Origin of the sequence: Acinetobacter sp. C26M (assembly GCF_023702675.1) — a bacterium.
Taxonomy (GTDB): Bacteria; Pseudomonadota; Gammaproteobacteria; order Pseudomonadales; family Moraxellaceae; genus Acinetobacter.
Window position 1 is genome coordinate 1,812,826 of record NZ_CP098478.1, and the last position, 23,170, is coordinate 1,835,995.

General features: G+C 40.1%; 23 protein-coding genes. 9 read left to right on the forward strand and 14 right to left on the reverse strand.

The features are described 5' to 3' along the window. The first annotated feature begins 41 nt into the window (after positions 1–41). The 4 genes from ftsY (at position 42) to NDN11_RS08235 (ending at position 3,434) form a co-directional block, all read left to right on the forward strand. The gene (ftsY, locus tag NDN11_RS08220) at positions 42–1,157 is read left to right on the forward strand and encodes a signal recognition particle-docking protein FtsY (protein WP_251111348.1); all 1,116 of its coding nucleotides are present in this window, start codon (positions 42–44) and stop codon (positions 1,155–1,157) included. 181 nt (positions 1,158–1,338) lie between these two features. Then, positions 1,339–1,935 carry a nitroreductase family protein gene (locus NDN11_RS08225; protein WP_251111349.1) on the forward strand — a complete coding sequence of 199 codons (597 nt, stop codon included), beginning with the start codon at positions 1,339–1,341 and terminating at the stop codon, positions 1,933–1,935. Positions 1,936–2,156: 221 nt separating this feature from the next. Continuing rightward, entirely contained in the window at positions 2,157–2,846 is a 690-nt protein-coding gene (locus NDN11_RS08230) for a YccT family protein (protein ID WP_251111350.1), read from the forward strand. A 63-nt stretch (positions 2,847–2,909) separates the two neighbouring features. Continuing rightward, on the forward strand, positions 2,910–3,434 hold the full coding sequence (locus NDN11_RS08235; RefSeq protein WP_251111351.1) for a GNAT family N-acetyltransferase: 525 nt from the start codon (positions 2,910–2,912) through the stop codon (positions 3,432–3,434). A gap of 42 nt (positions 3,435–3,476) precedes the next feature. On the opposite strand, the gene NDN11_RS08240 is transcribed toward NDN11_RS08235, so the two are convergent. The 3 genes from NDN11_RS08240 to NDN11_RS08250 are packed head-to-tail and all read right to left on the reverse strand — an operon-like array spanning position 3,477 to position 5,685. Further along, a complete protein-coding gene (locus NDN11_RS08240; RefSeq protein WP_251111352.1) occupies positions 3,477–5,138 on the reverse strand; it encodes a PepSY-associated TM helix domain-containing protein in 1,662 nt (553 codons plus the stop codon). Position 5,139: 1 nt separating this feature from the next. After that, the gene (locus tag NDN11_RS08245) at positions 5,140–5,427 is read right to left on the reverse strand and encodes a hypothetical protein (protein ID WP_167246828.1); all 288 of its coding nucleotides are present in this window, start codon (positions 5,425–5,427) and stop codon (positions 5,140–5,142) included. Continuing rightward, positions 5,428–5,685 (reverse strand): hypothetical protein, encoded by a 258-nt coding sequence (locus tag NDN11_RS08250; protein ID WP_228284306.1) that lies wholly within the window; start codon positions 5,683–5,685, stop codon positions 5,428–5,430. Between the two features lie 173 nt (positions 5,686–5,858). On the opposite strand from NDN11_RS08250, the gene NDN11_RS08255 reads away from it, so the two are divergent. After that, positions 5,859–8,132 (forward strand): TonB-dependent siderophore receptor, encoded by a 2,274-nt coding sequence (locus NDN11_RS08255; RefSeq protein ID WP_251111353.1) that lies wholly within the window; start codon positions 5,859–5,861, stop codon positions 8,130–8,132. Between the two features lie 59 nt (positions 8,133–8,191). Here the strand turns inward: NDN11_RS08255 and NDN11_RS08260 are convergent, their stop codons facing one another. The 8 genes from NDN11_RS08260 to NDN11_RS08295 form a co-directional block, all read right to left on the reverse strand. Further along, positions 8,192–8,488 carry a cyd operon YbgE family protein gene (locus NDN11_RS08260; RefSeq protein ID WP_004806745.1) on the reverse strand — a complete coding sequence of 99 codons (297 nt, stop codon included), beginning with the start codon at positions 8,486–8,488 and terminating at the stop codon, positions 8,192–8,194. A 4-nt stretch (positions 8,489–8,492) separates the two neighbouring features. Next, entirely contained in the window at positions 8,493–8,594 is a 102-nt protein-coding gene (cydX, locus tag NDN11_RS08265) for a cytochrome bd-I oxidase subunit CydX (RefSeq protein WP_004653762.1), read from the reverse strand. 14 nt (positions 8,595–8,608) lie between these two features. Next, positions 8,609–9,754, reverse strand: coding sequence for a cytochrome d ubiquinol oxidase subunit II (gene cydB / locus NDN11_RS08270; protein ID WP_251111354.1), 1,146 nt, complete (start codon positions 9,752–9,754; stop codon positions 8,609–8,611). Continuing rightward, positions 9,751–11,328: a cytochrome ubiquinol oxidase subunit I gene (locus NDN11_RS08275; protein ID WP_005188126.1), complete on the reverse strand. Its 1,578-nt coding sequence runs from the start codon at positions 11,326–11,328 to the stop codon at positions 9,751–9,753. The genes cydB and NDN11_RS08275 overlap by 4 nt, the downstream gene beginning before the upstream one ends. Next, a complete protein-coding gene (gene cydP / locus NDN11_RS08280; RefSeq protein WP_004806751.1) occupies positions 11,328–11,519 on the reverse strand; it encodes a cytochrome oxidase putative small subunit CydP in 192 nt (63 codons plus the stop codon). The genes NDN11_RS08275 and cydP overlap by 1 nt, the downstream gene beginning before the upstream one ends. 553 nt (positions 11,520–12,072) lie before the next feature. After that, on the reverse strand, positions 12,073–12,684 hold the full coding sequence (locus NDN11_RS08285; protein WP_010590023.1) for an OB-fold-containig protein: 612 nt from the start codon (positions 12,682–12,684) through the stop codon (positions 12,073–12,075). 22 nt (positions 12,685–12,706) lie between these two features. After that, positions 12,707–13,012, reverse strand: a complete 306-nt coding sequence (locus NDN11_RS08290) for a Rieske (2Fe-2S) protein (RefSeq protein WP_017402009.1) — start codon at positions 13,010–13,012, stop codon at positions 12,707–12,709. A 16-nt stretch (positions 13,013–13,028) separates the two neighbouring features. Further along, complete coding sequence (locus NDN11_RS08295; protein ID WP_251111355.1) at positions 13,029–14,042, reverse strand: adenosine kinase; 1,014 nt, start codon at positions 14,040–14,042, stop codon at positions 13,029–13,031. Positions 14,043–14,325: 283 nt separating this feature from the next. On the opposite strand from NDN11_RS08295, the gene NDN11_RS18250 reads away from it, so the two are divergent. From NDN11_RS18250 to NDN11_RS08315, 4 genes are all read left to right on the forward strand, one after another. Beyond that, on the forward strand, positions 14,326–14,625 hold the full coding sequence (locus NDN11_RS18250) for a GNAT family N-acetyltransferase (protein WP_502801356.1): 300 nt from the start codon (positions 14,326–14,328) through the stop codon (positions 14,623–14,625). A 114-nt stretch (positions 14,626–14,739) separates the two neighbouring features. Further along, entirely contained in the window at positions 14,740–17,679 is a 2,940-nt protein-coding gene (locus tag NDN11_RS08305; RefSeq protein WP_251111356.1) for an insulinase family protein, read from the forward strand. Between the two features lie 20 nt (positions 17,680–17,699). Continuing rightward, positions 17,700–18,869: a phospholipase A gene (locus tag NDN11_RS08310; protein ID WP_167246842.1), complete on the forward strand. Its 1,170-nt coding sequence runs from the start codon at positions 17,700–17,702 to the stop codon at positions 18,867–18,869. Further along, positions 18,870–19,397, forward strand: a complete 528-nt coding sequence (locus tag NDN11_RS08315) for a cysteine peptidase family C39 domain-containing protein (protein ID WP_251111357.1) — start codon at positions 18,870–18,872, stop codon at positions 19,395–19,397. Here the strand turns inward: NDN11_RS08315 and NDN11_RS08320 are convergent. The 3 genes from NDN11_RS08320 to ilvA form a co-directional block, all read right to left on the reverse strand. Next, a complete protein-coding gene (locus NDN11_RS08320; protein ID WP_167246845.1) occupies positions 19,385–20,722 on the reverse strand; it encodes a TrkH family potassium uptake protein in 1,338 nt (445 codons plus the stop codon). The genes NDN11_RS08315 and NDN11_RS08320 overlap by 13 nt on opposite strands. Before the next feature lies 1 nt (position 20,723). Further along, positions 20,724–21,374, reverse strand: coding sequence for a potassium channel family protein (locus NDN11_RS08325; RefSeq protein WP_167246847.1), 651 nt, complete (start codon positions 21,372–21,374; stop codon positions 20,724–20,726). A gap of 156 nt (positions 21,375–21,530) precedes the next feature. Then, entirely contained in the window at positions 21,531–23,075 is a 1,545-nt protein-coding gene (gene ilvA, locus NDN11_RS08330) for a threonine ammonia-lyase, biosynthetic (RefSeq protein ID WP_251111358.1), read from the reverse strand. Positions 23,076–23,170 lie beyond the last annotated feature (95 nt).

Consider the following 23,170-nt stretch of genomic DNA (forward strand, 5'->3'; position numbering starts at 1 on the left):
GCGGTCTTTTTAAAAAGCTGCTTTATTCTCAAGGAATCGACATGCAACAGCAATCGAATATGCAAAATAAATTCTTGATAGATGCTGACATTGGTGATGATGATGTCACATTGCCGAATTTACCTGCTGTCGATGTTCCCATTATTGATGAGCCAGTTGTAAAGCCAATTGTTGAAACACCTGTAGCAGATGTCGAGCAACAAGCATCGGTCGTTGAAGAAGAAACCAAATCAACGGGTTTCTTTGGCCGTATGAAAGATGGTTTGACTAAAACTCGTCGTAGTTTCACCGATGGGATGGTGAATATCCTGATTGGTGGTAAAGAGATCGATGACGAATTGTTAGAAGAAGTTGAAGAGCAATTATTGGTTGCAGATATCGGTGTAGATGCAACTAAAACCATTATTGCGAATTTGACTGAAAGAACAGCTCGTGGTGATTTGATCTATTCCCATGCGTTGTACAAAGCACTGCAAGAAGAATTAGTCGCTTTACTCGCACCGCGTGTTAAACCACTACATATCGACCCTAACAAATCGCCTTATGTGATTCTCATGGTCGGTGTAAATGGTGTGGGTAAAACTACAACCATTGGTAAATTAGCGAAGCGTTTACAAGGTGAAGGCAAGAAAGTCATGCTTGCTGCAGGTGATACGTTCCGTGCGGCAGCGACTGAACAACTGCAAATTTGGGGTGAGCGTAATGACATCCCAGTGGTTGCTCAAGGTCATGGTGCAGACAGTGCTTCGGTTATTTTTGATGCTTTTGAAAGTGCACGTGCTAAAGGTATTGATGTCTTGATCGCGGATACTGCTGGACGTTTGCAGAATAAAGCCAACTTGATGGAAGAACTGAAAAAAGTGAAGCGTGTGATGCAAAAGATAGATGCTACTGCACCGCATGAAATTATGCTCATCGTTGATGCTGGAACGGGTCAAAATGCAATTAACCAAGTTCAGTTGTTTGACGAAGCTGTTGGCTTAACAGGGATTACCATTACCAAGCTTGATGGTACGGCTAAAGGTGGCGTGTTATTTAATATTGCCAGTCGTACTCATGTGCCGATTCGTTATATTGGTGTGGGTGAGAAGATTGATGATTTGCGTCCTTTCTCAGCAAAATCATTCGTTGCCGCATTATTTGAAACCGATAAGTAATTAAATTGTGTTAAAAAAAACTCCACGATATGTGGAGTTTTTTATTTCCAATATAAAATAAGACTGTTTCAAAAATAAAACGATCTGTCATGTTTTTTAGACTATTCCTAAAAAATGCGTCGTTATACACTACATTCAATCCAAGATAACGCCCAAAGGGCACATAGGTAGGAATAACAACATGAGCAACTTCTTAAATAGCATTAAATCACGCCGTACCATTTATGCGATTGGTAAAAACCTTACAGTTGATCAAACCAAAGTTGAAGAAACTATTCGTGAAGCGGTAAAACAAAGTCCATCATCATTCAACTCACAAACTTCACGTGTTGTGACTTTGTACGGTGAATCGCATGTTAAATTCTGGGAAATCGTACGTGAGACTTTACGTAAAATGGTACCAGCAGAAGCGTTTGCAAATACAAGTGCAAAAATTGATAGCTTTGCAGCTGGTTTTGGTACAGCGTTATTTTATGAAGATCAAGAAGTTGTAAAAGGTTTACAAGAACAATTTGCATTATATGCAGATAACTTCCCAGTTTGGTCTGAACATTCAAGTGCAATCGCACAGTTTGCAACTTGGACGGCTTTGTCAGAAATTGGTGTAGGTGCATCATTACAGCACTACAACCCAATTATTGATGCAGAAGTTGCTGAAACTTTTGATATCCCAGCAAACTGGAAATTACGTGCTCAGCTGGTATTCGGTTCAATCGAAGCAGCGGCAGGCGAGAAAACATATATGGATGATGCAGCACGTTTCAAAACTTTCAACTAAGTTCAAACGGGTAGCAAAAAAGAGCACTGTATAGTGCTCTTTTTTTATTTCTATAGCGTATTCGCCAAAAGAAGTATGGTGCTTATAATCAAATATGATGTATATATCTTAAATAAGCCAAATTGATGGAATAGACAGTTTTGTTTTCTGTCATAAAATAGTCACAATCGCATTGCATAGTGCATACGATTTCATAAATTGTTTATATCGAGAAGAGTCTAATGTCTTTAAGAGTTGGTGTTGCTGCTTTCGGGTTATTATTAAGTAGTTCAGTTTTTTCAGCAGTCACAATCACTGCACCTGAAGAAATCGTGATTCTTGCTGTAAATGGTCAAGAAGTAAATAATGGTTTAATTCCATCAAAGAAAAATAACTATCAAGTAGATCCAGGCAATTTAACTGTCAATGTTCGCTATCGTGAATATTTCGAGCATCTAAATGGTGAACATGACATCGTTAAATCTGGCGTTGTAACCATTCAGGCACCAGATTTGCAAGATAACAAGTCTTATAGTTTGGGTCTGGTCAATGCACCTAAAAATTTCGATGCGGCCAAGAAATATGCAGACCAACCTACCGTTGCTTTGTATGATCAAAATAAAAAACTGGTGGTACAGCAAACTGGTGCAAATAATGAAGCACAGCCATGGTTTACAGGCAGCAACCTATTAAGCCGCACTTTGGATTTAACACAAAAGAACAAAAATAATGCAGCGAATCAACCTGCACCTGTTTATGCAGGAACAACATCACCAGTAGTTGCAACTACTGCTGCACCTGTAGCAATAACTACAGCAGCGACAGTCGGTACAGCAAAAACTACAGATCAACAATTGGCAGAATTGTGGCAGAAAGCATCTAAAGCTGAGCGCCAAAAATTTATGGCTTGGTTAGCTGGTCAAACAAACTAATCTAAAATTTAATAACAAAGCCGATGTTATCATCGGCTTTGTTTTGTGTGGAATAAAATAAAAATGTCTTTAATGATTAGAAAAGCGAAGAATAGTGATTTGGAACAGCTGGTTAGGCTGATTAATATCGCATATAGAGAACAATCAGAACGTAGTTGGACAACGGAAAAAGCCTATGTTCAAGGTGATCGCATCGGTAAAGTTCAATTAGAACAAATATTACAGCAACCAAATTTCGAATTATTGGTGGGTGAGCTAGATAATGATGAGATTGTTGCCTGCATCGGATTAAGTTTGAATGATGATTATATAGAGATAGGTACTTTTGCGATTGATCCAAGCTTACAGAACCAAGGTTATGGGCGTGAATTACTCAATTATGCTGAGTTATATATTGCTCAAAATTATCCAAAGATTCGTGATTTAGTTAGGCATGTTCTGGATGTTCGTATTGAATTGTTGGCTTACTATCAGCACCGTGGTTACCAAATAACGGGACGCAAAAGCAAATATCCAATTGAGGCTGAAGTAGGGCAACCCCTTTTACCAATTCAACTTATTGAAATGAAAAAAATCTTGAGCGTATAAAAGAGCCACGATTGCAACAATCGAGGCTCTATAGACAACAGTTTAAGCTTGGTTTTCAGTAAGAGAGGATGCTTGGTTAACTTTTTGTGTAGACCAAATTGAACCAATTGGCGCAGCTTGCGCACGATCTCTGGCTTGTTGATAAAAACGTATAAATACCAAAGCAAATATCAAAGCCGTGATATCAATCCAAATCAAATGACCTGTTGAATACCAAAGTCCTTGGATTGGAAACATATAGGCGAGCACAGAAGTCGCAGGAATCAGCAATAAAACAAGCGCAATGGCTAAGAAAAGTTGAGCTAAAGCTTTTGCTGCACCAATAAGGAAACTGTATGTAATACAAGCAATAAATACCAAATAGTAGCTATACATAAATACATGGTTATGACTTTGTAATTGCAATGGTATGACATAAGCCCATCGCCCAATCAGCATACTGGTAAATATCGCTAACATACAGCCTAAGCAAGCACCAATGGTCAGATTGGCAATAAACATGACATCTTTACGCTGTTGTGGTGCTGGTAGATTGGGATTCTTCTGTTTACGCAGGCGAGTTTCAATCCACAGAATATTGCCTGAATAAAACAGATAAGCCCCGCCTAAGCCAAAGATCAAATAGATCCAGCGAATGGGTTCACCACCATAATTACCAAAATGTAAGGCAAACATTGAACGAATCAGTGAAGCCGCTGAACTTTCTTCAGTGGATAGGGTCTTGGTCGGATATGGTGTACTTTGATATGGATTAAATGACATATAGTCAAAGGTATCACCACGAAGCATACGATCCGGATGATATAAAGCAACAAAGGCAGATGCACGCTCTGGATTATCCAGTTGATTAAAACGAATGCCATCAATGCGATAATCGGGTGCTGCTTTTTGAATGTTGAGGAAAACTTTTTCTACATCGAGTTGTGGGGTTGGTTCCACAATTTTAACGGCTGGCGGACGCTCAAATAGGGGCTTATCTTTAGAAACCAATTGAGTAAGTGCACCATAAAAAATATCATGAAAAGCAAAAACGACGACACTAACGCTGATAATGATATGGAAAGGTAAACTGGTAATGCCAATGACATTATGTGTGTCTAGCCAAAAGCGTTTTTTGTTTTTACCTTTGCGGACTGCAAAATAATCGCTGATCAGCGTGGGTAATAGCACGATTAAACCCGACATAATGGCAAGAAAGTATAAAACAGCCACAACGCCCATCACCATTACACCTGCGGTATGGTGTCCCATCATACCTGGGATACCCGCAGTCTCATGCAGTTGTTCAATCAGCCAACCTAGTTTTGACACATTTTCTTCTTTGGCAATCAGTTGTCCATTGTTATCGAGCGTTGCCACCATGCTTGTTTGAGCGATATCAATGCCATGATGATCTTCATTTTCCTCATGTGCTGCTTCCCATTGAATGGGTGCATTATGTCCTTCTGGTGAGCTAAAGCTTAAAGTGAACGTCTTTTGTGTTTCGGGGAACTTAGCCTGAACTTGCTCGACCAATCGGTTGTATTGGCTATTTTGAATTTTTTCTAATTTTTGCTGAGGAGGAGCTGCCCATTGACTAAGTTGATGTTGAAACATCGTTAGTCCACCAGCAAAAAAACAGATAAATAATAAAATACCTGCGCTTATGCCAACCCATGTGTGTAGGTTTTTGCCAGTTTTAATGATATCTGCGCGAATTTTCATTTTAAGCTCTCAACCAGAATAACAGGGTATAGGCAAAGACATTTGCAAGGCTAAAAATTAAGATGCTTTGCCAGCCTTTAGGAATGAAATAAGCAGTAAAGAATACACACAGCCAAATCCATGGAATGGACCACATTCCTAGTTGTGGTGCAAGTGAAGTATCAGCGCTGGATTTAGTGAGTAATAAAATAATTGCACCCATAACCATTGCAAAACTAAGACCGAGAACAGAGCCAGCAAATGTTTTGGTCCACCAATCAGGTTGTAATTTTTGTTTAAACATGTTCATTTAAGACGACCTTTTCATGAGCATAATGAAGGGTGCAAATGACCATACCAGAGTCGCGATTGCAAGCCAGATCAAGATGGCAACCAAGATGGGTAATGTATAAATGAGTAAACTTAACCCAATGAATAATCCTAAAAGCCCTAAATATTTGATTGGAGCTGAAAGTGTTTTTTCTAAGAAAATTTGGTTAGGGTGGCTGAGATAAAGGCCCAGACAAGACAGCAGTGAAACCATGATCCCTAATATTTTTAAAGTCATGCGTACAGCCCAGAATAAGTATAATGATAATAATTATTATTTAAATTTACTAAAAATTAAAGCATAAATTCAAAAACTTAATCTATTCAGCTGAAATATCAAAAGATAAATGCTATTGATAATTATTATCGTTTATGTATTATGTAAAAAAATATTACATACTCGGGGGAGTTATGAAGCACCACAATTTATATACAGCGATTATGTTAAGCATGCTTGGTGGTTCTACAAGCATGGTTTGGGCTGGTGATATATCAGAAAATTCAAACAAATCAGATGTGTTACCTGTTATTCATCTTAAAGCTGATCACGAAGCTTCTGCATATACCGTAAAAAAATCAAAATCAGCAACCAAACTGGATTTATCTTTAAAAGAAACTCCGCAGTCTGTGAGTGTGATTACCGAACAACAAATGAAAGATCAAAATCTGACAAGTGTATCTGGGGTGCTTGATCAGATTCCTGGTATTTATCGTCAAAGTTATGGTGCGACATCTGCTTGGGGAACAGGTGGTGAATATACCTCGTATTATTCGCGTGGCTCTAAAATTATTAACTTTCAGATTGACGGGTTGTTGTCGAGTCCAGCGATAGAAGGTCGTAGTAACACTGCACTCAGTAATATTGATACTGCTATTTTTGAAAATATTACTGTTGTTAAGGGGGCAACTGGCTTGTTAAATGGCAGTGGTTTGCCAAGCGCCAGTGTTAATTTTAACCGCAAGCATGCTACAGCAAATGCTCAATCATCTGCCAAGGTGAGCTATGGTTCATGGAATACGTGGCGGAGTGAAATTGATGCCTCTCAAGCATTGAATGAATCGGGGAGTATTCGTGGTCGTGTTGTCGCAGCACATCAACAAGGTGATAGCTGGCAGAAATGGGGTGACGCTGCATCAACCATTTTATATGGAGTGGTGGATGCTGATTTAAGTGATAAAACTGTTTTAAGTATTGGTACATCATTAAGCCGTAATGAAAGTGATGGTCAGAGTATCCACGCTTACGCAAATTTTGATGCGAAGAATATTCTTTCTCCAATGGGACGCAAGGACAACTCAGCCCCACGATGGGCTTATACTCATACCGATAGTCTAAATGCATTTGCGCAGTTGCAACATGAGTTTGAAAATCGTTGGAAGTTGAATGCAAATTATAATTTTGCGACAACCGATACAGAAAGCATTTATGGTGTGATTGGGTCAAATACATCTGGCGTTTATAAGACGCAAGATGGGAAGCGTGTACAGGTCATTGGCGCTGATGGTAAACCTGTTTATTACACTGATTATGAAAAAAACACATCAACTGTGACTGCTGGTTATCAGCATACTAAACCTGTTGAACATTCTGTCGATTTGGGCGTGACTGGACCATATCAACTTTTCGGTCGTGAACATGAGCTGATGCTAGGTGCAAACTTTCAGGATGTAGACCAAAATGATCCTTATTACAATCGGGTTATGGGTGAAACAGGCGCAATTAATATCAAAACCTGGAATGGTTATACAGCACAGCCTACTGGTTTATATACTGCGGCAAGTACAGGAAATTCAGTACTGCAATTTAGGCAATATGGCGGCTATTTGGCAACTCGTTTAAATCTTCTTGATAATTTGAAAGTTATATTGGGTGGACGTGTTTCGAGCATTGATTATTATGCCGAATCTGGTAATAAAAATAACGGAACAAAAATTAAAATTGATGATCAGTTTACGCCTTATGCAGGGGTTGTTCTTGATCTCACACCTGAATGGGCGGTTTATGGTAGTTATACCAGTATCTTCTCGCCACAGGCGAATAAAGACTATCAAATGAAATTGCTGGATCCTAAAGAAGGTGATAGCTATGAATTAGGTATTAAAGGTGAGCTTTTTTCGGGTCGTGTAAATACCAGTTTGGCTTTATTCCAATCGAATATGGATAATGTTGCTGTTGATGCAGGTAAATATACAACCAGTGAAGAAGTGCCTGGCGCAGTTGCAGGGACTACATATTACCGTTCAGCAAAAGGCGCGAAAACAAAAGGCTTTGAGGCTGTGATTTCAGGAGAAGTGCTACCTAATCTGAATCTAAATGGTGGATATACTTATTCAGAAACCAAAGAAAAAGGAGATCGCATCAATACCGATATTCCAAAAGATCAGTTTAAGCTCTTTGGTACTTATAAGTTTTCTGGTGATTTAGACAAGCTGAGTATTGGCGCTGGCGTGACATGGCAGAGTAAAATTTATAGTAGTTATGATATGGATGGCTTTGCTCGTGATAGCAATGGTCAGAAAGCTTTTACGTTGGTTGATGCTATGGCTAAGTATCAAATCAGTCCAGAGTTAACGGTGGGGTTAAATCTCAATAATATTACAGATAAAACCTATCGTTTGAATACGTCAAATCAAACCTTTGGTGCACCGCGTAGTGTAACGGGTTCTGTTTCCTTTAAGTTTTAATGGTTATATAAAAAAAGAGGAAGCTCATTGGCTTCCTCTTTTTGTTGGTGGCACAGAAATTAATTTCCAATCCAGATAAAATATCCCAACACCATTAATGGCCAAGCGATATAAGGACTAAACAGCCATTTCCATAACCAGAATCTTGGTATAAACCCAACCCCATGCACGAAACCACCAGAAATACCAATCATCACCAACATCAGCAAGCTATGATTATAGTGTCCGTTGGCATCCAACATCAGTGAGGGATGTACCAGTAAAATAGCAGCAAGCGGCAATGCCAACAAAAACGAAATGGTCATTGCAAGTACTTGCGCTTTACTATTCTTCGGTGTTGTCATTGCTTCAGCCATTCTATTATTCCTCATCTAAATCTTGATGATGTTCGATATAAAGCGCACTGAGTACACCTGCGAAACATGCCATCAAGACACCTAGAATCCATGCAAAGTACCACATGTCATATCTCCTGATTAATACAAACTATGTGAATTTTCTTCGATATGTTTGTTGGTGATGACACCCCACATTTTGTAATACGACCAAGAGGTATAGATCAAAATGAGCGGAACGAAGATACATGCAGCAACGGTCATTACACCAAGGGTTTTATGACTAGAAACGGCATCCCACATGGTCAAGCTTGAAGTTGGGTCAATGCTTGATGGTAATAAGAATGGGAACAAGGCAAAACCAGCAGTGAGAATTGCACCAACAATCATCAGGCTTGTACCTGTAAAACTCACAGCCGCTTTATGTTTCGCTGCACTGACAATTACCAATAGCGCACCGAGGATCGCAACGATAGGCGCAGCCATGGTGATCGGATACGTTGTATAGTTATTTAACCAACCATGATTGGCATTGGTCACCACATCTTTTGCAAGTGGATTCAGTGCAGCATTGGTATTGACCGCAGTTGCATAGCTATAACCTGAGATATTGCCAAACAATAACCATGCACCCGCAGCTAAGAAGCACACAAGGAACACGATTGCCATGATTTGTGTTGCTTTTGCAGAGCGGTTATGCAAATTGCCATCAGTACGTAGCATCAGCCAAGCACCACCATGCGCACATAGCATTGATAAGCTGACGATACCGCAAATCAGAGCAAACGGATTCAATAGTGCAAAGAAGCTACCTGTATATTGCGAACGTAAAGTGTCATCTAAGCTAAAGGGTACGCCAAGGAACAAGTTCCCGAATGCCACACCAAACACCAGTGCAGGCACCGCACCACCGATACATAGGCCCCAGTCCCAAGAGGTACGCCATTGGGTATTCTCTAATTTAGAGCGATAGTCGAAACCGACGGGTCGCAGGAACAGAGCGAACAAAACGAGTAGCAAGGCCCAATACATGCCAGAGAAGGCAACCGCATAGACCATTGGCCAAGCAGCAAACAGTGCACCACCTGCGGTAATAAACCAGACTTGGTTACCATCCCAGTGCGGAGCAATGGTATTGATTGCAGCACGACGTTCAGAGTCAGTTTTACCTACAAATGGCATCAGTGCCATTGAGCCCATATCGAAACCATCGGTAAGTGCAAAGCCAATCAGTAGTACACCAACCAAGACCCACCAGATAATTTTTAGGAGTTCATATTCGATCATGATTGAGCCTCCCCAGTTTTTGCTTCTAGTTTTTCAAAATGATATTTACCAGTATGCAAAGAACTTGGACCTAAACGAGCAAATTTGATCATTAAGTACATTTCAATAATGAGCAGTACGGTATAGAACGCTGCAAGCGCAATAATCGAGCCCCACACATCACCAGCGCTGACGCTTGATGCAGAGAGGTGTGTCGGTAAGATTTCACCAATCGACCAAGGCTGACGACCACCTTCAGCTACATACCAACCTGTTTGAGCTGCAATCCATGGGAGAGGGAGAGCAAACAAAGCAAATTTGAGTAACCAAGGTTTATCTTCAGCATTACGTTTCGCCACAGCCCAAGTCGCGAACAGGAATAGCAACAGCATGAGGAAGCCAGAAGCAACCATGGCACGGAAAGAGAAGAACAATGCTGCGACGTTTGGAATGGTATCTTTAGTTGCAGCTTGGATGTGTTCTTCAGTCGCATCAACCACATTTGGAGAATATTTTTTCAAGAGTAGGCCATAACCTAAGTCTTTTTGATTTTTCTCAAATGAAGCTAACAGTTCTGGAGAGCGGTCACCTGCACGAAGTTTTTCCAACTCGCTATAGGCCACCATACCATTACGGATACGCACTTCGTGTTCTTTCATCAAGTCACGTAAGCCAGTCACTTCTTTATCGGTAGAACGTGTTGCAATAATCCCCATGACATAAGGGATTTTAATGGCGTAGTCGGTACGCATTTCCTGCTGATTTGGGAGACCAAATAAGGTGAATGCAGCAGGTGCAGGTTCGGTATGCCATTCAGCTTCAATGGCAGCAAGTTTGGTTTTTTGAACGTCACCGAGTTCATAACCAGACTCATCACCGAGTAGAATCACAGATAAAGTTGATGCTAAACCGAAAATTGCAGCGATGGCGAATGAGCGACGAGCAAAAGGTAAATCACGTTTCTTTAATAAGTAATAGCTTGAGATGGCGAGTACAAAGATTGCACCAGTGACATAACCCGCAGAAACCGTGTGTACAAATTTTACTTGTGCCACAGGGTTAAAAATCAGCGCACCAAAGTCCACCAATTCCATACGCATGGTTTCGTAATTAAATGCAGCACCGACAGGGTTTTGCATCCAACCGTTGGCGATGAGAATCCACAAGGCAGACATATTCGAGCCAATCGCCACCAACCAAGTCACACCTAAGTGCTGTACTTTAGATAGACGATCCCAGCCAAAGAAGAATAAACCAATAAAGGTGGATTCTAGGAAGAAAGCCATCAAGCCTTCAATTGCAAGCGGTGCCCCGAAAATATCGCCTACATAGTGAGAATAATAAGCCCAGTTGGTACCGAACTGGAATTCCATAGTCAGACCAGTGGTTACACCTAAGGCAAAGTTAATCCCGAAGAGTTTCCCCCAAAACTTGGTCATGTCTTTATAAATTTCTTTGCCTGAAATCACATAGGTGGTTTCCATGATGGCAAGAATAAAAGCCAGACCTAAAGTTAGAGGGACGAAAAGAAAGTGATACATTGCGGTCATTGCAAATTGGAACCGCGAAAGATCGACCACGCTTTCAGAAATCATCAACGTGTCTCCTGAGTTTTGGACATGTCACCAGCAATACGCTCGGCAACTTCATTGTTAAAATCTTTTGGAATCGTTGGCGCATCAAACCAGATGTGTTTAATCACCAAGAGAAGTACAACTTTAATAATAAGAATAATCGTGATTTCTCTGATGAGTCGCCGATTTGGATCTTGAGAACTCGTGTTCATAGAACCTAGCCTCATATTTAAAGAAGATGTAAAACATTATTAAATAAAATTCATTGAAAATAAACCTTTAGTAATTTTAAATAATTTAAAATTAAATATTTGTTTTAAATCATATAGATGTATTTGTTTTATTAAAATATTTAAAAATAATTATTTTAACCAACTAAAATAATCAGAATTGTTTTTTAAACCTGATTGAAACAGTTGTATTTATAATTATTAATCTGATTAAAAAGATAGGGTTTATATTGAGTTAAATAAATATTAAACCAACTAAAATGGTATGAATATAAAATAAATAATATATACAATAACTTATCAATTTGCTTACATAATTAAATAATTATCACAATGACTACTCTATAAAACCTAGTGTATAGGTAGAGATTATTCTAAAAAATGTGATGGGTATCACTGTTGTATTTTTTGTGCTAGTGAGATCATGAAAACAACGAGAAGGGAAGAGCTAAATTCAAAACTTTTGCTCCATATATTTGTAACAAAGTGTAATTTTGTGGGTTTTATGCAAAAAAGAGCTTTATTTAATCAAAATTTAGTCTGGTGTAAACAAATTATTCGACAGTGAGATTTTCTTGGCGAGATAGTGTGAATTGGATTTTTGGCTAATCAATAACACTTGTGATTGCAATTCGAGTTCGCCGTATTCAGGTTCGACTTGTACATAATACAATTGACCAAATTCATCACGGACACGTGCTTGCGCTGAAAAGCCTGGGCGTGCATTGCCTGTTGAAATGGTGGCTAAACGTCCGACCAAATTGGTGTGGGTATGAATCACCTTAGGTTTGATGACTTGGTCCAAGCAATGAATCATAAATACCGTAAAGAAAATATCAATAATTAAAGCGGGAACAAATAAATAATAAGGAGAAATAAAGTAGTGCTGTAACGCAAAGAACGAGAGTTCTAAAAAATAGCCTGCAAAGCTAAAGTTGATCAATAAGAATACAAAGATCAGGTATTTGGAGAACTTAACATCCAGCAGAGGAGAGTTGAGTAACCATTCTGGTGTTAGTTTTTTCACCAAATGACTTGGACGTAAACCAATCACAATCCCGATGGTTTCTGCAATGCTGAGCACAATTAGAGCCACGACGCTCATATGAAATGGCATCAGGTAGTAATTGAGGAAAAACTCAGTCATCGCAGAATTCATGATCTATGGCTTAATCAATATAGATACCACCATCTGAGTGGACTTCCAAATTTACTTTCTCAAGGAATTCACCTAGACAAGGGCCTGAAATACATTCGCCTGTTTCGACTGAAAACAGTGCACCATGGGTAGAACACTGAATGTATTCTTTATCTTGATCCAAGAATTGATTTTCTAAATACTCAAGTTCGGTTTGCAAGTGTGGGCAAACGTTTTGATAGGCATAGAAGCTGCCATCTTTTTGAGTGATAAAAATCGTGGTCCCTTTCATGGTGTCGTATGCACGAGACTCACGCTCAGGGACTTCTTCAGTCATGCAAATCTTTTCCATGTTATGCACATTCCTGTTGAGCTTTCTGGAATTGTTCAAACAGTTTAGCGTAGTTTTCTACGCTTAAACGTGGTCCATATTGAGCAACCACCTCACTTGAGATCAAAATAGCAAGTTGTGCAGCAGCTTCCAAGCTTAAACCTGCATTGATTGCATATAAAAATGCGCCTGAGAATGCATCGCCAGCACCATTGGTATCCACAGCTTCAACAGCACGACCATTGACATGGAAGTGGTGTGCTTGATCAACAATCACAGCACCTTTAGCGCCTTGAGTAATCACAATATGTTGATTCTTTAATTTTAGGCTTTCAATCGCAGCATCAAGATTGTCTGTTTCGGTAAACATGAGTGCTTCTTGTTCATTACAGAATAACAAGTCTACGCCATCATCTAAGAGTTCGACTAAACCTTGACGTGCATATTGCACCATTGCAGGATCAGACAGTGATAATGCAATTTTAACACCGTGTGCTTTAGCCAGTTCACGTGCCTGTTTAACTGCAACACGAGCGGTATCGCTGGTTGATAAGTAACCTTCGATATACAGCCACTTTGCGGTTTTAAGCGGTTCAAAGTCGATTTGTTCATCGGATAATTCAGCGGTAATACCGAGATAGGTTTGCATGGTACGTTCTGAATCTGGGCTGATCAGAACCATACAAGTACCTGTAACACCTTCACTGATTGATTGTGTTGTGGTTGTGATGCCTGCTTCATTTAAGCCGTCTAGATAAATGCGACCGAGTTCATCATTACCTACACGACAGCCATAAAATGCAGTACCACCTAAGGCACTAAAAGCAACGGTTGTATTCGCTGCTGAACCACCACTGGCTTGGCCCTTGTAGCTTTGAGTATCTTGTAATTTTTGATATAAATTTGCCTGTGTTTCACCATCGGCCAAATGCATTGTGCCTTTTGGCAATCCCTGTTGCGTTAGAAACTCATTTGAAACCTTAAATTCTTGGTCAATGAGTGCATTACCAATTGCAAAAAGATCAACAGTTGCCATGTTTGTCATCACAGTAAAAATCAAAAAGCAAAGTTTACACGAATGCTACGGATTACAGTAGTTTGTTGAAGAAAATTCAGTAAAGGGTGGATTCGTAATGAAATGAAGGAAAGAAGATGAAGCAACATCAGTTGAGAATTGAAAGAAGCCTAGAATTGCCTGCACAAATCGATGTTTTGATCCAATATCAGAACGTGAGGGCTTTCGCTTCTTAAATAGATTAAAACAAGATTTTTAATCTGGTACCAATTGTTTTGATCAGATCGGGGAAGCACTTTTTGTTGTGTATGATCAGCATGATCATTTGATTGCCGTAGGTGGATTGAATCAAGACCCTTTTGCAGAATCGCAGCGAGTTGGGCGCTTAGGTCGTTTCTATGTCCATCCAGACTATCGCACTAATCAGATTGGTACGCATTTATTGGGACATATCGAACAATACGCAAAGACTTATTTTGAGCGGCTTGATTTATTTACTGATACAGCACAAGCGGCTCAGTTCTATCAAAGTCGGGGATATCAATCTATCGTGTCAGCACATCGTAATTTTTACAAGATTTTATCAAACGGCGTTTTGATTTAGGCGCTGCATTTTTCTACAAAAATAGAGTAATTTACATGGATATCGATACGTATTCTTCGGTAGACTCTCTATAATCAATTGTAATGAATTTAATAGAGATAAATTGGAGATCACATGACTGTAGATGTTACTGAAAGCATTACTCAAACGACACATCCCGCGTTTCAGCTATTACGTCAACACCATGTAGAAGCACTCGATATTCAAGTTTCAGAATATAAGCACAAAGTGACTGGTGCAGTTCACTACCATTTAGCCACAACCCATGACGAAAATGTGTTCTTGGTAGCGTTTAGAACGCAGCCGATGGATTCCAAAGGTGCTGCACATATTTTAGAACATACGGCACTCTGTGGTTCTGAAAAGTTCCCTGTACGTGATCCTTTCTTTTTGATGATCCGCCGTTCATTGAACACATTTATGAATGCATTCACAGCAGCGGATTGGACAGCATATCCTTTTGCAACACAGAACAAAAAAGACTTTCAAAACTTATTGTCTGTGTATTTAGATGCTGCCTTTGCCGCGAATTTGAATCCATTGGACTTTGCGCAAGAAGGCATTCGCATTGAGTTGGAAAATGATCAAGCGGTTTATAAAGGTGTAGTGTTTAATGAGATGAAAGGAGCAATGAGCTCTCCTTCAGATCAGTTATATCATCAACTTGCACATCATTTATTCCCAGAAACGACTTACCACTACAACTCGGGTGGTGATCCTAAAGATATTCCAGACCTAAGCTATGAGCAATTGGTGGATTTCTATAAAGTTCACTATCACCCAAGTAATGCCGTGTTCATGACCTTTGGCAATCAAAGTGCGTATGACTTACAAGAGCAATTTGAGAAACTAGCTCTACATAAGTTTTCTCAAGGGACAACTTTATATTCAAAACCAGAGAAGCGTTTAACTGCACCTGTTGAAGTGACTGAAAGCTATGCGGTCGATAGTGAAGATCTGAAAGATAAGACTTACCATGTTATGTCATGGTTATTACCTGAAACCAGTGATACTAAATTACGTCTAGGTATGCGTTTGGTTGAGGGAATTCTATTAGAAAATTCTGCTTCACCTTTACGCCATTACTTAGAAACTTGTGGCTATGCACAATCAACAGGTCCTTTAATGGGTGTTGATGACAGCAACTTTGAAATGACCTTCTACTGTGGCGTTCAAGGCTCTAATGCTGAACATGCAGAAACATTTAAAAATGGCATTCTTGATATTCTAAAAGATGTTGCTTCTAAGCCAGTAGATACTGATTTTGTCGATGCAATTCTTCACCAGATTGAATTACATCAACGTGAAATCAATGGTGATGGTACACCGTATGGTCTAAGTCTGATTCTGAATGGACTAGGCAGTGCGATTCATCATAGTGATCCAATTCATGTTTGGGATGTCGACTCTGCGATTGAGCAGGTGAAAGAAGAACTGAAAGACCCAATGTGGTTATCAAACTTGATCCAAACCCACTTGTTGGATAATCCACACCGCGTACAAATGACTTTAGTACCTGATGCAACGAAATCGGTGAAAGAACAACAGGCTGAACAGGCTCGTTTGGCTGAGATCACAGCCCATTTAACTGACGAACAGAAAGTTGAGATTCAGGAAAAAACGGCTGCATTGAAGCAACGTCAAGACACACCAGATGACCTTGAATTGCTACCAAAAGTTGGTTTGGAAGATGTGCCTGCTGAACTGCAAATTGTGCAAGGTCAACTACGTGAAATTATTTGCAATGGTTTAGATACACCATTGAATCTGTATCATGCAGGAACCAATGGTATTTACTACCAACAAGTGTTGATCCAGATTCCTGATGAAATCGTACAATCTCCATACTTCAATTTACTCTCAATTCTAATGGGAGAGGTTGGTGCGGGTGAGTACGATTATTTGGAATTCCAGCAAATCCAAACCGCAGTAAGTGGTGGTTTAGGTATGGGGGCATCATTGCGCAGTAAGGTCGATGATAAAGACCGTATCAGTGCATGGCTGACTTTAACGACCAAATCACTGACGCAAAAGCTGGATGCCATTCAATTATTAAAATTGGCATTTGAACAACTTCGTTTTGATGAAAAAGACCGCATTATCGAGTTATTGCAACAGCGTAAAACGCGTTGGCAATCACGGTTGTCTGGTTCTGGTCATAGTTATGCGATGCAAGCAGCTTCACGTCAAATGAGTGCACTTGCACGCCGTGATTATCACAATACGGGTTTAGGCGCATTAAACTGGCTTAGTGACTTGGTTGCGAAAATTGATCAAGATGATGCTGCTTATCAAGCATTGATTACTGAATTACAGTCGATTCATCGTCAGTTGCTGCAAGCACCTAAACAATTCTTATTGGTATGTGAAGAACATCAATCCGATCGTTTAGTTGAAGAAGTTCAAAATGTTTGGGATAAGCTGGTTGTTGATAAAGCACCTGTCACTTTAACGCAAGTAGAACAGGTCAATACCAACGACGATGAAGCATGGTTGATTCAAGCCAATGTCCAATTCTGTTCATCTGCTTATCAAGCAGTCGATGTCGCGCATCCTGATGCGGCACCTTTAATGGTATTGGCTGCTTATTTGCGTAATGGCTTTTTACATAGTGCGATTCGTGAAAAAGGTGGCGCATATGGTGGTGGAGCTAGCTATGATGGCAATGCGTGCTCGTTCCGTTTCTATAGCTATCGTGATCCGCGTTTAGCAGAAACATTTAATGATTTTGAAGCCAGTGTACAATGGTTACTGAATACCGAACAACAACCACATCAACTGGAAGAAGCAATTCTTGGTTTAGTGGCTGGTATGGATAAACCGGGTTCACCAGCAGGGGAAGCAATTACTGCATGTTATGCCTTGTTGCATGCACGTACACCAAAATTCCGTAAAATCTTACGTGAGCGTCTACTCAGCGTGAACTTGGATGATTTACAGCGTGTTGCGAAGCAATATCTATTGGCTCAAAAACCTGTGAAAGCCGTGGTTGCGCCATTTGCGAAACGTGAAGAATTGCAGAAACTTGGATTCAGTATTCAGCAAGTCAATTAAAATAAAAATTGGAGAAATCTATGGCGTTCAAATCTTTTGAACGTAGTCATTTGGAGCTCAGTATCATGGCGATACTTGGCTCTTTAACGACATCGTTGGCGAATGCACAATCTACAGCACCGACAAGCCCTGCGAGTGTTGAAGCATGTGTGGCTTTGGCTGCAAATGCTGAACGCTTGGCTTGTTATGATAGCCTGTATAAAGCACCTGTCATTATTCCAACACAAGCTCAGACGGATGCCGCACCTGTGGTTGCCGCAGCGATGCCTGTGGTTGAATCTAATGAAAAAGCCAAGCCAGAATCTTTAAAAGATAAAGTGGTTCAAAAAGTAAGTGATTTGCATTTGTTAGGGGCTGCACCGAAGTTTGATCCAAATGTTTCTTTGTTGGATCGTCGTTGGGAGTTATCTGAAGAAAGTAAGCTTGGTGTGTGGAACATTCGTGCTTATCAACCTGTTTATTTGCTTCCCGTGTTTTGGACCAGTGATAAAAATGAATTTCCAAGTAGTCCAAATCCAGAAAACACTGTTAAAGAGAAGCAAGACTTAAAGTCGAGTGAAGCCAAGTTTCAGCTTTCCTTTAAGACCAAGGCTTGGGAAAATATTTTTGGTGATAATGGTGATCTTTGGGTGGGTTATACTCAGTCATCTCGTTGGCAAGTATATAATTCGGAAGAGTCGCGCCCATTTCGCGAGACCAATTATGAGCCTGAAGCAAGTTTGATGTTCAGAACCAACTATGAGGTTTTAGGTCTCAATGCACGTTTGCTTGGGGTGACCTTGAACCACCAATCCAATGGTCGTTCTGATCCATTGTCGCGTAGCTGGAACCGTGTCATTTTCAATCTTGGATTTGAAAAAGATAATTTCGCCTTGATGGTTCGTCCTTGGTATCGTGTAGAGGAAGAAGCCAAAGATGATAATAATCCAGATATTAAAGATTATATCGGTCGTGGTGATCTGACGGCATTCTACCGTAAAGGCGATAACGACTTTTCTTTGATGTTACGTCATTCATTGAAAGGTGGAGATCGTTCGCACGGAGCAGTTCAGTTTGACTGGGCTTTCCCAATTAAAGATAAATTACGTGGTCATTTGCAAATATTTGATGGCTATGGCGAAAGTTTGATTGATTATAACCACCGAGCAACCTATGTCGGTTTGGGTGTGTCATTGATGAACTGGTATTAAATGAGTTTAAATATTCCAGAGTCCTTATTACAGCTTGAAGCAAATTGTGGTGTCTTTGCACTTTGGTTAATCGTGAAGCAATATCATACCCATATTGATATTGCTGACCTGATTCGTTTGTCTGGCCATGATCGAGAAGATGGGACATTCACTATTGCTTTGGCTGTAGCACTGAAAAAAATAGGCTTTGAAGTATCGTTCTATACGGCGCCTGATCCTAATATTGATGAAAAGGAAAAGCAAAGTTATCTCGATGCGCAGCGTCTTCAGATTCCGATTCAGGCTGCTTTAACTTATTCAGAAATTCAGCGGGCTTTTGAACAAGGTCACTTCGTGATTGTGTTTTATGACACATTACAAGATGTAGGGAATCAGTCTTTGATTTATTCAATCGACGAACAGGAAATTAGTTTCTGTGATCATTTTGACGTGATGTCTAAAACGGTGTTTGAACAACAGCGTCAAAGTGATGAAATTTGTCGACAAGTAATCGTGATTAAACAGCCATTAAATCATCATCCAATCTGAATATTGGCATTGGCGTGTTTTAGGCGACTCTTTTTCGGTGTCGCAATTAAATAGGCCAGTGTTAATGGCCCAAGCCGTCCCGTATACATCAATAAACTCAGAACAAATAAACTGCCATCATGTAACTCACTGGTTACGCCACGAGATAGACCAACTGTACATGCTGCAGAGACTACTTCAAACATTAGGTCGAGCACATCTAATTTGGGTTCAAGAAGGAAAATGATAAAACAGCCGACAAAGACCAACATGCCTGTAATGGCAGTCACTGCAAGTGCTTTATAAGTTGTTTCTTGTGAAACTGAATGATTAAAAATACGAATTTCTTCATTACGACGCAGAAAGGAAATCACACAGAGCAATAAAATTACAAAAGTACCGACCTTAATACCGCCTGCGGTACTAAGAGAACCACCACCAATAAACATCAATAACATGGTCAATAAAGCCGTACTATGTTCCATTGAACCTGTATCAATGGTGTTAAACCCTGACGAACGTGGCACAGTTGCTTGGAACCAAGCATTCATGGCTTGTTCACCAAGGCCCATTGAACCAAGCGTGAGAGGGTTGTTGGACTCTAATAACCAAATTAAGATAAATGCAACAAGATTTAAAATTGCGATGGTACTCAGAATCAGTTTGCTGTTTGGGGTCAACTTGCTCCAACGTTTATTTTGCTTAACATCAATCAGAACCAAGAAGCCGATTCCGCCTAGGGTATATAACATGCTGATGGTGAGACAAATCAGATAGTGGCTTTGAAAGTTAATCAGACTGTTATCAAATAAGGAAAAACCTGCATTATTAAAAGCTGAAACGCTATAGAAAACAGCATAATAAAGCCCGCGACCAAAACCATACATTGGCGCAAAGGAGGCTGTCAGGATAATGACGCCAATCAACTCAAAAAATAGGGTATATAGCACCACACCTTTGGCAACGAAGGTCACTTTGGATAGGCTGGTTTGACCCAAGCTATCTTGCGCCATCATTTGTTGTTTTAAGCCGAGTTTAGGTGCGAGACTCAATGCAGCCAAGATGGCAAAGGTCATAAAGCCTAAACCACCTGATTGAATCAACAGAAGAATAATAAACTGCCCGAGATGATTAAATGATTCATTCAGATTAACCACTGATAGGCCAGTAATGGTCACGGCCGAAGTTGCTGTAAATAAAGCGTCCATCCAGCTGACATTGCCTTTATTTGCAATCGGCATTTTTAGCAGTATCGTGCCAATGATAATAAAGCTAAGAAACCCAATTGCCAGTAAAGATGGCGGGCTGAGATTAAAAATCTTCTGAGAGTTTATTTTAAATGCCATATTATGCGAAACATCCAGAAAGTTTTCTAAGATGGCTGAGTGAGCCTTCTAAAATCAGGACATCACCCGTTTGTAGGGTAAAACTTGCATCTGTTTCGTAGTGAATCTGTTGATCTCGTTTCAGTAGCAGCAGCTTGATATTCGGCTCTTGTTTTAAGATGCCAGATAAATTTACATTGTTGAGCTTTTCATGCACAGGAACTTTGACAATGTAATGATCATCATCTAAAGCCATATAACGACTCACCATAGGGTAATTTAAGGCTTGAGCAACTCGGACACCCATATCTTCTTCAGGATGGATAATCTTGCTGACATTTAAATGGGAGAGGATCGTATGATGTGCTTTGGTTTTAGCCTTGACTAAAATTTTCTCAACACCGAGATTTTTGAGATTTAAAACACAGAGGATACTGGCCTCAATATCTTCACCAATTGCGACTACAACAGCATCGCAATTTTGGATATTCAGTTCTTCTAGGACATGCTCATCGGTGGCATCGGCAATCACTGCGTGTGTAATGCGGTCAGCCAAGCTTTCAACATTACGTTTGATGGTATCAATCCCAATGACATCATGATTCAATTTAGTCAGCTCTAATGCAACAGTTGCCCCAAAACTACCTAAACCAATGACTGCAAACTGTGCCATAACTGTCCTTAACTAAATGATAAAAATGTCTTTTTATTCATTTTAAGATGGAATAACTTTCTATTTGTAATGATTTTGTTTGCGCTGCACATGGATAAGCAAAATATCGATTAAAAATAAAGCCGACACTAGGTCGGCTTTCAAGTATTTTAAAACTTATTTAAGAAAACGCTTATATCCAATATTATTGCTGATTTCAGCATATGGATAAGTGATCTTTTCCAATGTTTCGACTAAGCCATCTGGATTTTGCTTTGCATCGGTTGCTTGTAAGCCAACCAGAACACGACCTTCTGCTGCACCGTGGTTGCGGTAATGGAATAGGGTAATGTTATGGGTTGGGCCTAAACGTTCCAAGAACGTTAGCAGAGCACCAGGACGTTCTGGAAACTCAACGCGGAATAAACGCTCATGTTCAATATTGGCATGCCCGCCAATTAAATAACGAATATGCAGTTTCGCAACCTCATCATCAGACAGATCATCGACTTCATATTGTTGTTTCAACATCTCGTGAATTTCATGACGTTCGGTTTCACCGCCTTTCAGGCTGATCCCGACAAAGACTTGAGCGAGACTACTATCACTGGCACGGTAGTTAAACTCAGTGATGTTACGACCTTGTAGGGCACGGCAGAAATGCAGGAAGGCACCTTTTTGCTCAGGAATTGTCACAGCATAGATTGCTTCACGACGTTCACCCAACTCGGTACGTTCTGCGATATAACGTAAACGGTCAAAGTTCATGTTGGCACCACAAACAATTGACACCATGTTTTTATCAGTCAATTGATGCTCAGCGACATATTTTTTAATACCTGCCAAGGCCATTGCACCAGAAGGTTCAACAATACTGCGATTCTCATCATAAGTATCTTTAATTGCAGCACAAATCTCATCTGTATCTACAGTGACAATATTTGGCTCAACGATTGGGCCTGAATTATCAGACTTCCGTAAACGGATCACATCAAATGGCAATTCGCCAATTTGAGCAACAGCCGTACCATCGGCAAATAGACCGACATGCGGTAAAATCACACGTTCATTTGACTCAAGTGCTGCTTTTAAACATGCTGATTCTTCGTATTCAACACCAATTACTTTGACGTGTGGTGCAACTTCACCCAAGTATGCTGCAACACCAGCAATGAGTCCGCCACCACCAACTGCAACGAACACATATTCAACATCACGCCATTGGCGCAATAATTCATTGGCAATTGTGCCTTGACCTGCAATCACCAGTTCATCGTCATAAGGTGGAATAAACACCAAACCTTCATCTTCTGCACGTTGTTTTGCGTATTTATTGGCAACATCGAAACTATCGCCATGTAACACAACTTGACCGCCTAAACGTTTAACTGCTTGAACTTTAATATCAGGTGTCGTGCTTGGCATAACAATAATGGCAGGGATGCCTAGTTTTTTTCCAGACAGTGCAACGCCTTGGGCATGGTTGCCAGCAGATGCACAAATTACACCGCGATCGAGTTGATCTTTTGGTAGTTGGCTAATGCGGTTGTAGGCACCGCGTAGCTTGAAAGAGAATACAGGTTGTAAATCTTCACGTTTAAATCGAATGTTATTATTAATTTTCTGACTAATTCGTGGAGCTGCTTCAAGCGGTGTTTCAATCGCAACATCATAAACCGTTGCTTGTAAAATTTGTCGTACCACACGAGACAGCATGTTCATCTTCCCTATAACAGTTTAAAATAGGCAATCATTGTAGCAAACCCCTGTGCATTTGCGCTGTTTTCTTAAAGCAAATGTCAAAATAGTTGAGTGAA

Coding starts and splice junctions, on each gene's coding strand:
- ftsY (WP_251111348.1), top strand. CDS start 42: ATGCAACAGCAATCGAATATGCAAAATAAATTCTTGATAGATGCTGAC.
- NDN11_RS08225 (WP_251111349.1), top strand. CDS start 1,339: ATGAGCAACTTCTTAAATAGCATTAAATCACGCCGTACCATTTATGCG.
- NDN11_RS08230 (WP_251111350.1), top strand. CDS start 2,157: ATGTCTTTAAGAGTTGGTGTTGCTGCTTTCGGGTTATTATTAAGTAGT.
- NDN11_RS08235 (WP_251111351.1), top strand. CDS start 2,910: ATGTCTTTAATGATTAGAAAAGCGAAGAATAGTGATTTGGAACAGCTG.
- NDN11_RS08240 (WP_251111352.1), bottom strand. CDS start 5,138: ATGAAAATTCGCGCAGATATCATTAAAACTGGCAAAAACCTACACACA.
- NDN11_RS08245 (WP_167246828.1), bottom strand. CDS start 5,427: ATGAACATGTTTAAACAAAAATTACAACCTGATTGGTGGACCAAAACA.
- NDN11_RS08250 (WP_228284306.1), bottom strand. CDS start 5,685: ATGACTTTAAAAATATTAGGGATCATGGTTTCACTGCTGTCTTGTCTG.
- NDN11_RS08255 (WP_251111353.1), top strand. CDS start 5,859: ATGAAGCACCACAATTTATATACAGCGATTATGTTAAGCATGCTTGGT.
- NDN11_RS08260 (WP_004806745.1), bottom strand. CDS start 8,488: ATGGCTGAAGCAATGACAACACCGAAGAATAGTAAAGCGCAAGTACTT.
- cydX (WP_004653762.1), bottom strand. CDS start 8,594: ATGTGGTACTTTGCATGGATTCTAGGTGTCTTGATGGCATGTTTCGCA.
- cydB (WP_251111354.1), bottom strand. CDS start 9,754: ATGATCGAATATGAACTCCTAAAAATTATCTGGTGGGTCTTGGTTGGT.
- NDN11_RS08275 (WP_005188126.1), bottom strand. CDS start 11,328: ATGATTTCTGAAAGCGTGGTCGATCTTTCGCGGTTCCAATTTGCAATG.
- cydP (WP_004806751.1), bottom strand. CDS start 11,519: ATGAACACGAGTTCTCAAGATCCAAATCGGCGACTCATCAGAGAAATC.
- NDN11_RS08285 (WP_010590023.1), bottom strand. CDS start 12,684: ATGACTGAGTTTTTCCTCAATTACTACCTGATGCCATTTCATATGAGC.
- NDN11_RS08290 (WP_017402009.1), bottom strand. CDS start 13,012: ATGACTGAAGAAGTCCCTGAGCGTGAGTCTCGTGCATACGACACCATG.
- NDN11_RS08295 (WP_251111355.1), bottom strand. CDS start 14,042: ATGGCAACTGTTGATCTTTTTGCAATTGGTAATGCACTCATTGACCAA.
- NDN11_RS08305 (WP_251111356.1), top strand. CDS start 14,740: ATGACTGTAGATGTTACTGAAAGCATTACTCAAACGACACATCCCGCG.
- NDN11_RS08310 (WP_167246842.1), top strand. CDS start 17,700: ATGGCGTTCAAATCTTTTGAACGTAGTCATTTGGAGCTCAGTATCATG.
- NDN11_RS08315 (WP_251111357.1), top strand. CDS start 18,870: ATGAGTTTAAATATTCCAGAGTCCTTATTACAGCTTGAAGCAAATTGT.
- NDN11_RS08320 (WP_167246845.1), bottom strand. CDS start 20,722: ATGGCATTTAAAATAAACTCTCAGAAGATTTTTAATCTCAGCCCGCCA.
- NDN11_RS08325 (WP_167246847.1), bottom strand. CDS start 21,374: ATGGCACAGTTTGCAGTCATTGGTTTAGGTAGTTTTGGGGCAACTGTT.
- ilvA (WP_251111358.1), bottom strand. CDS start 23,075: ATGAACATGCTGTCTCGTGTGGTACGACAAATTTTACAAGCAACGGTT.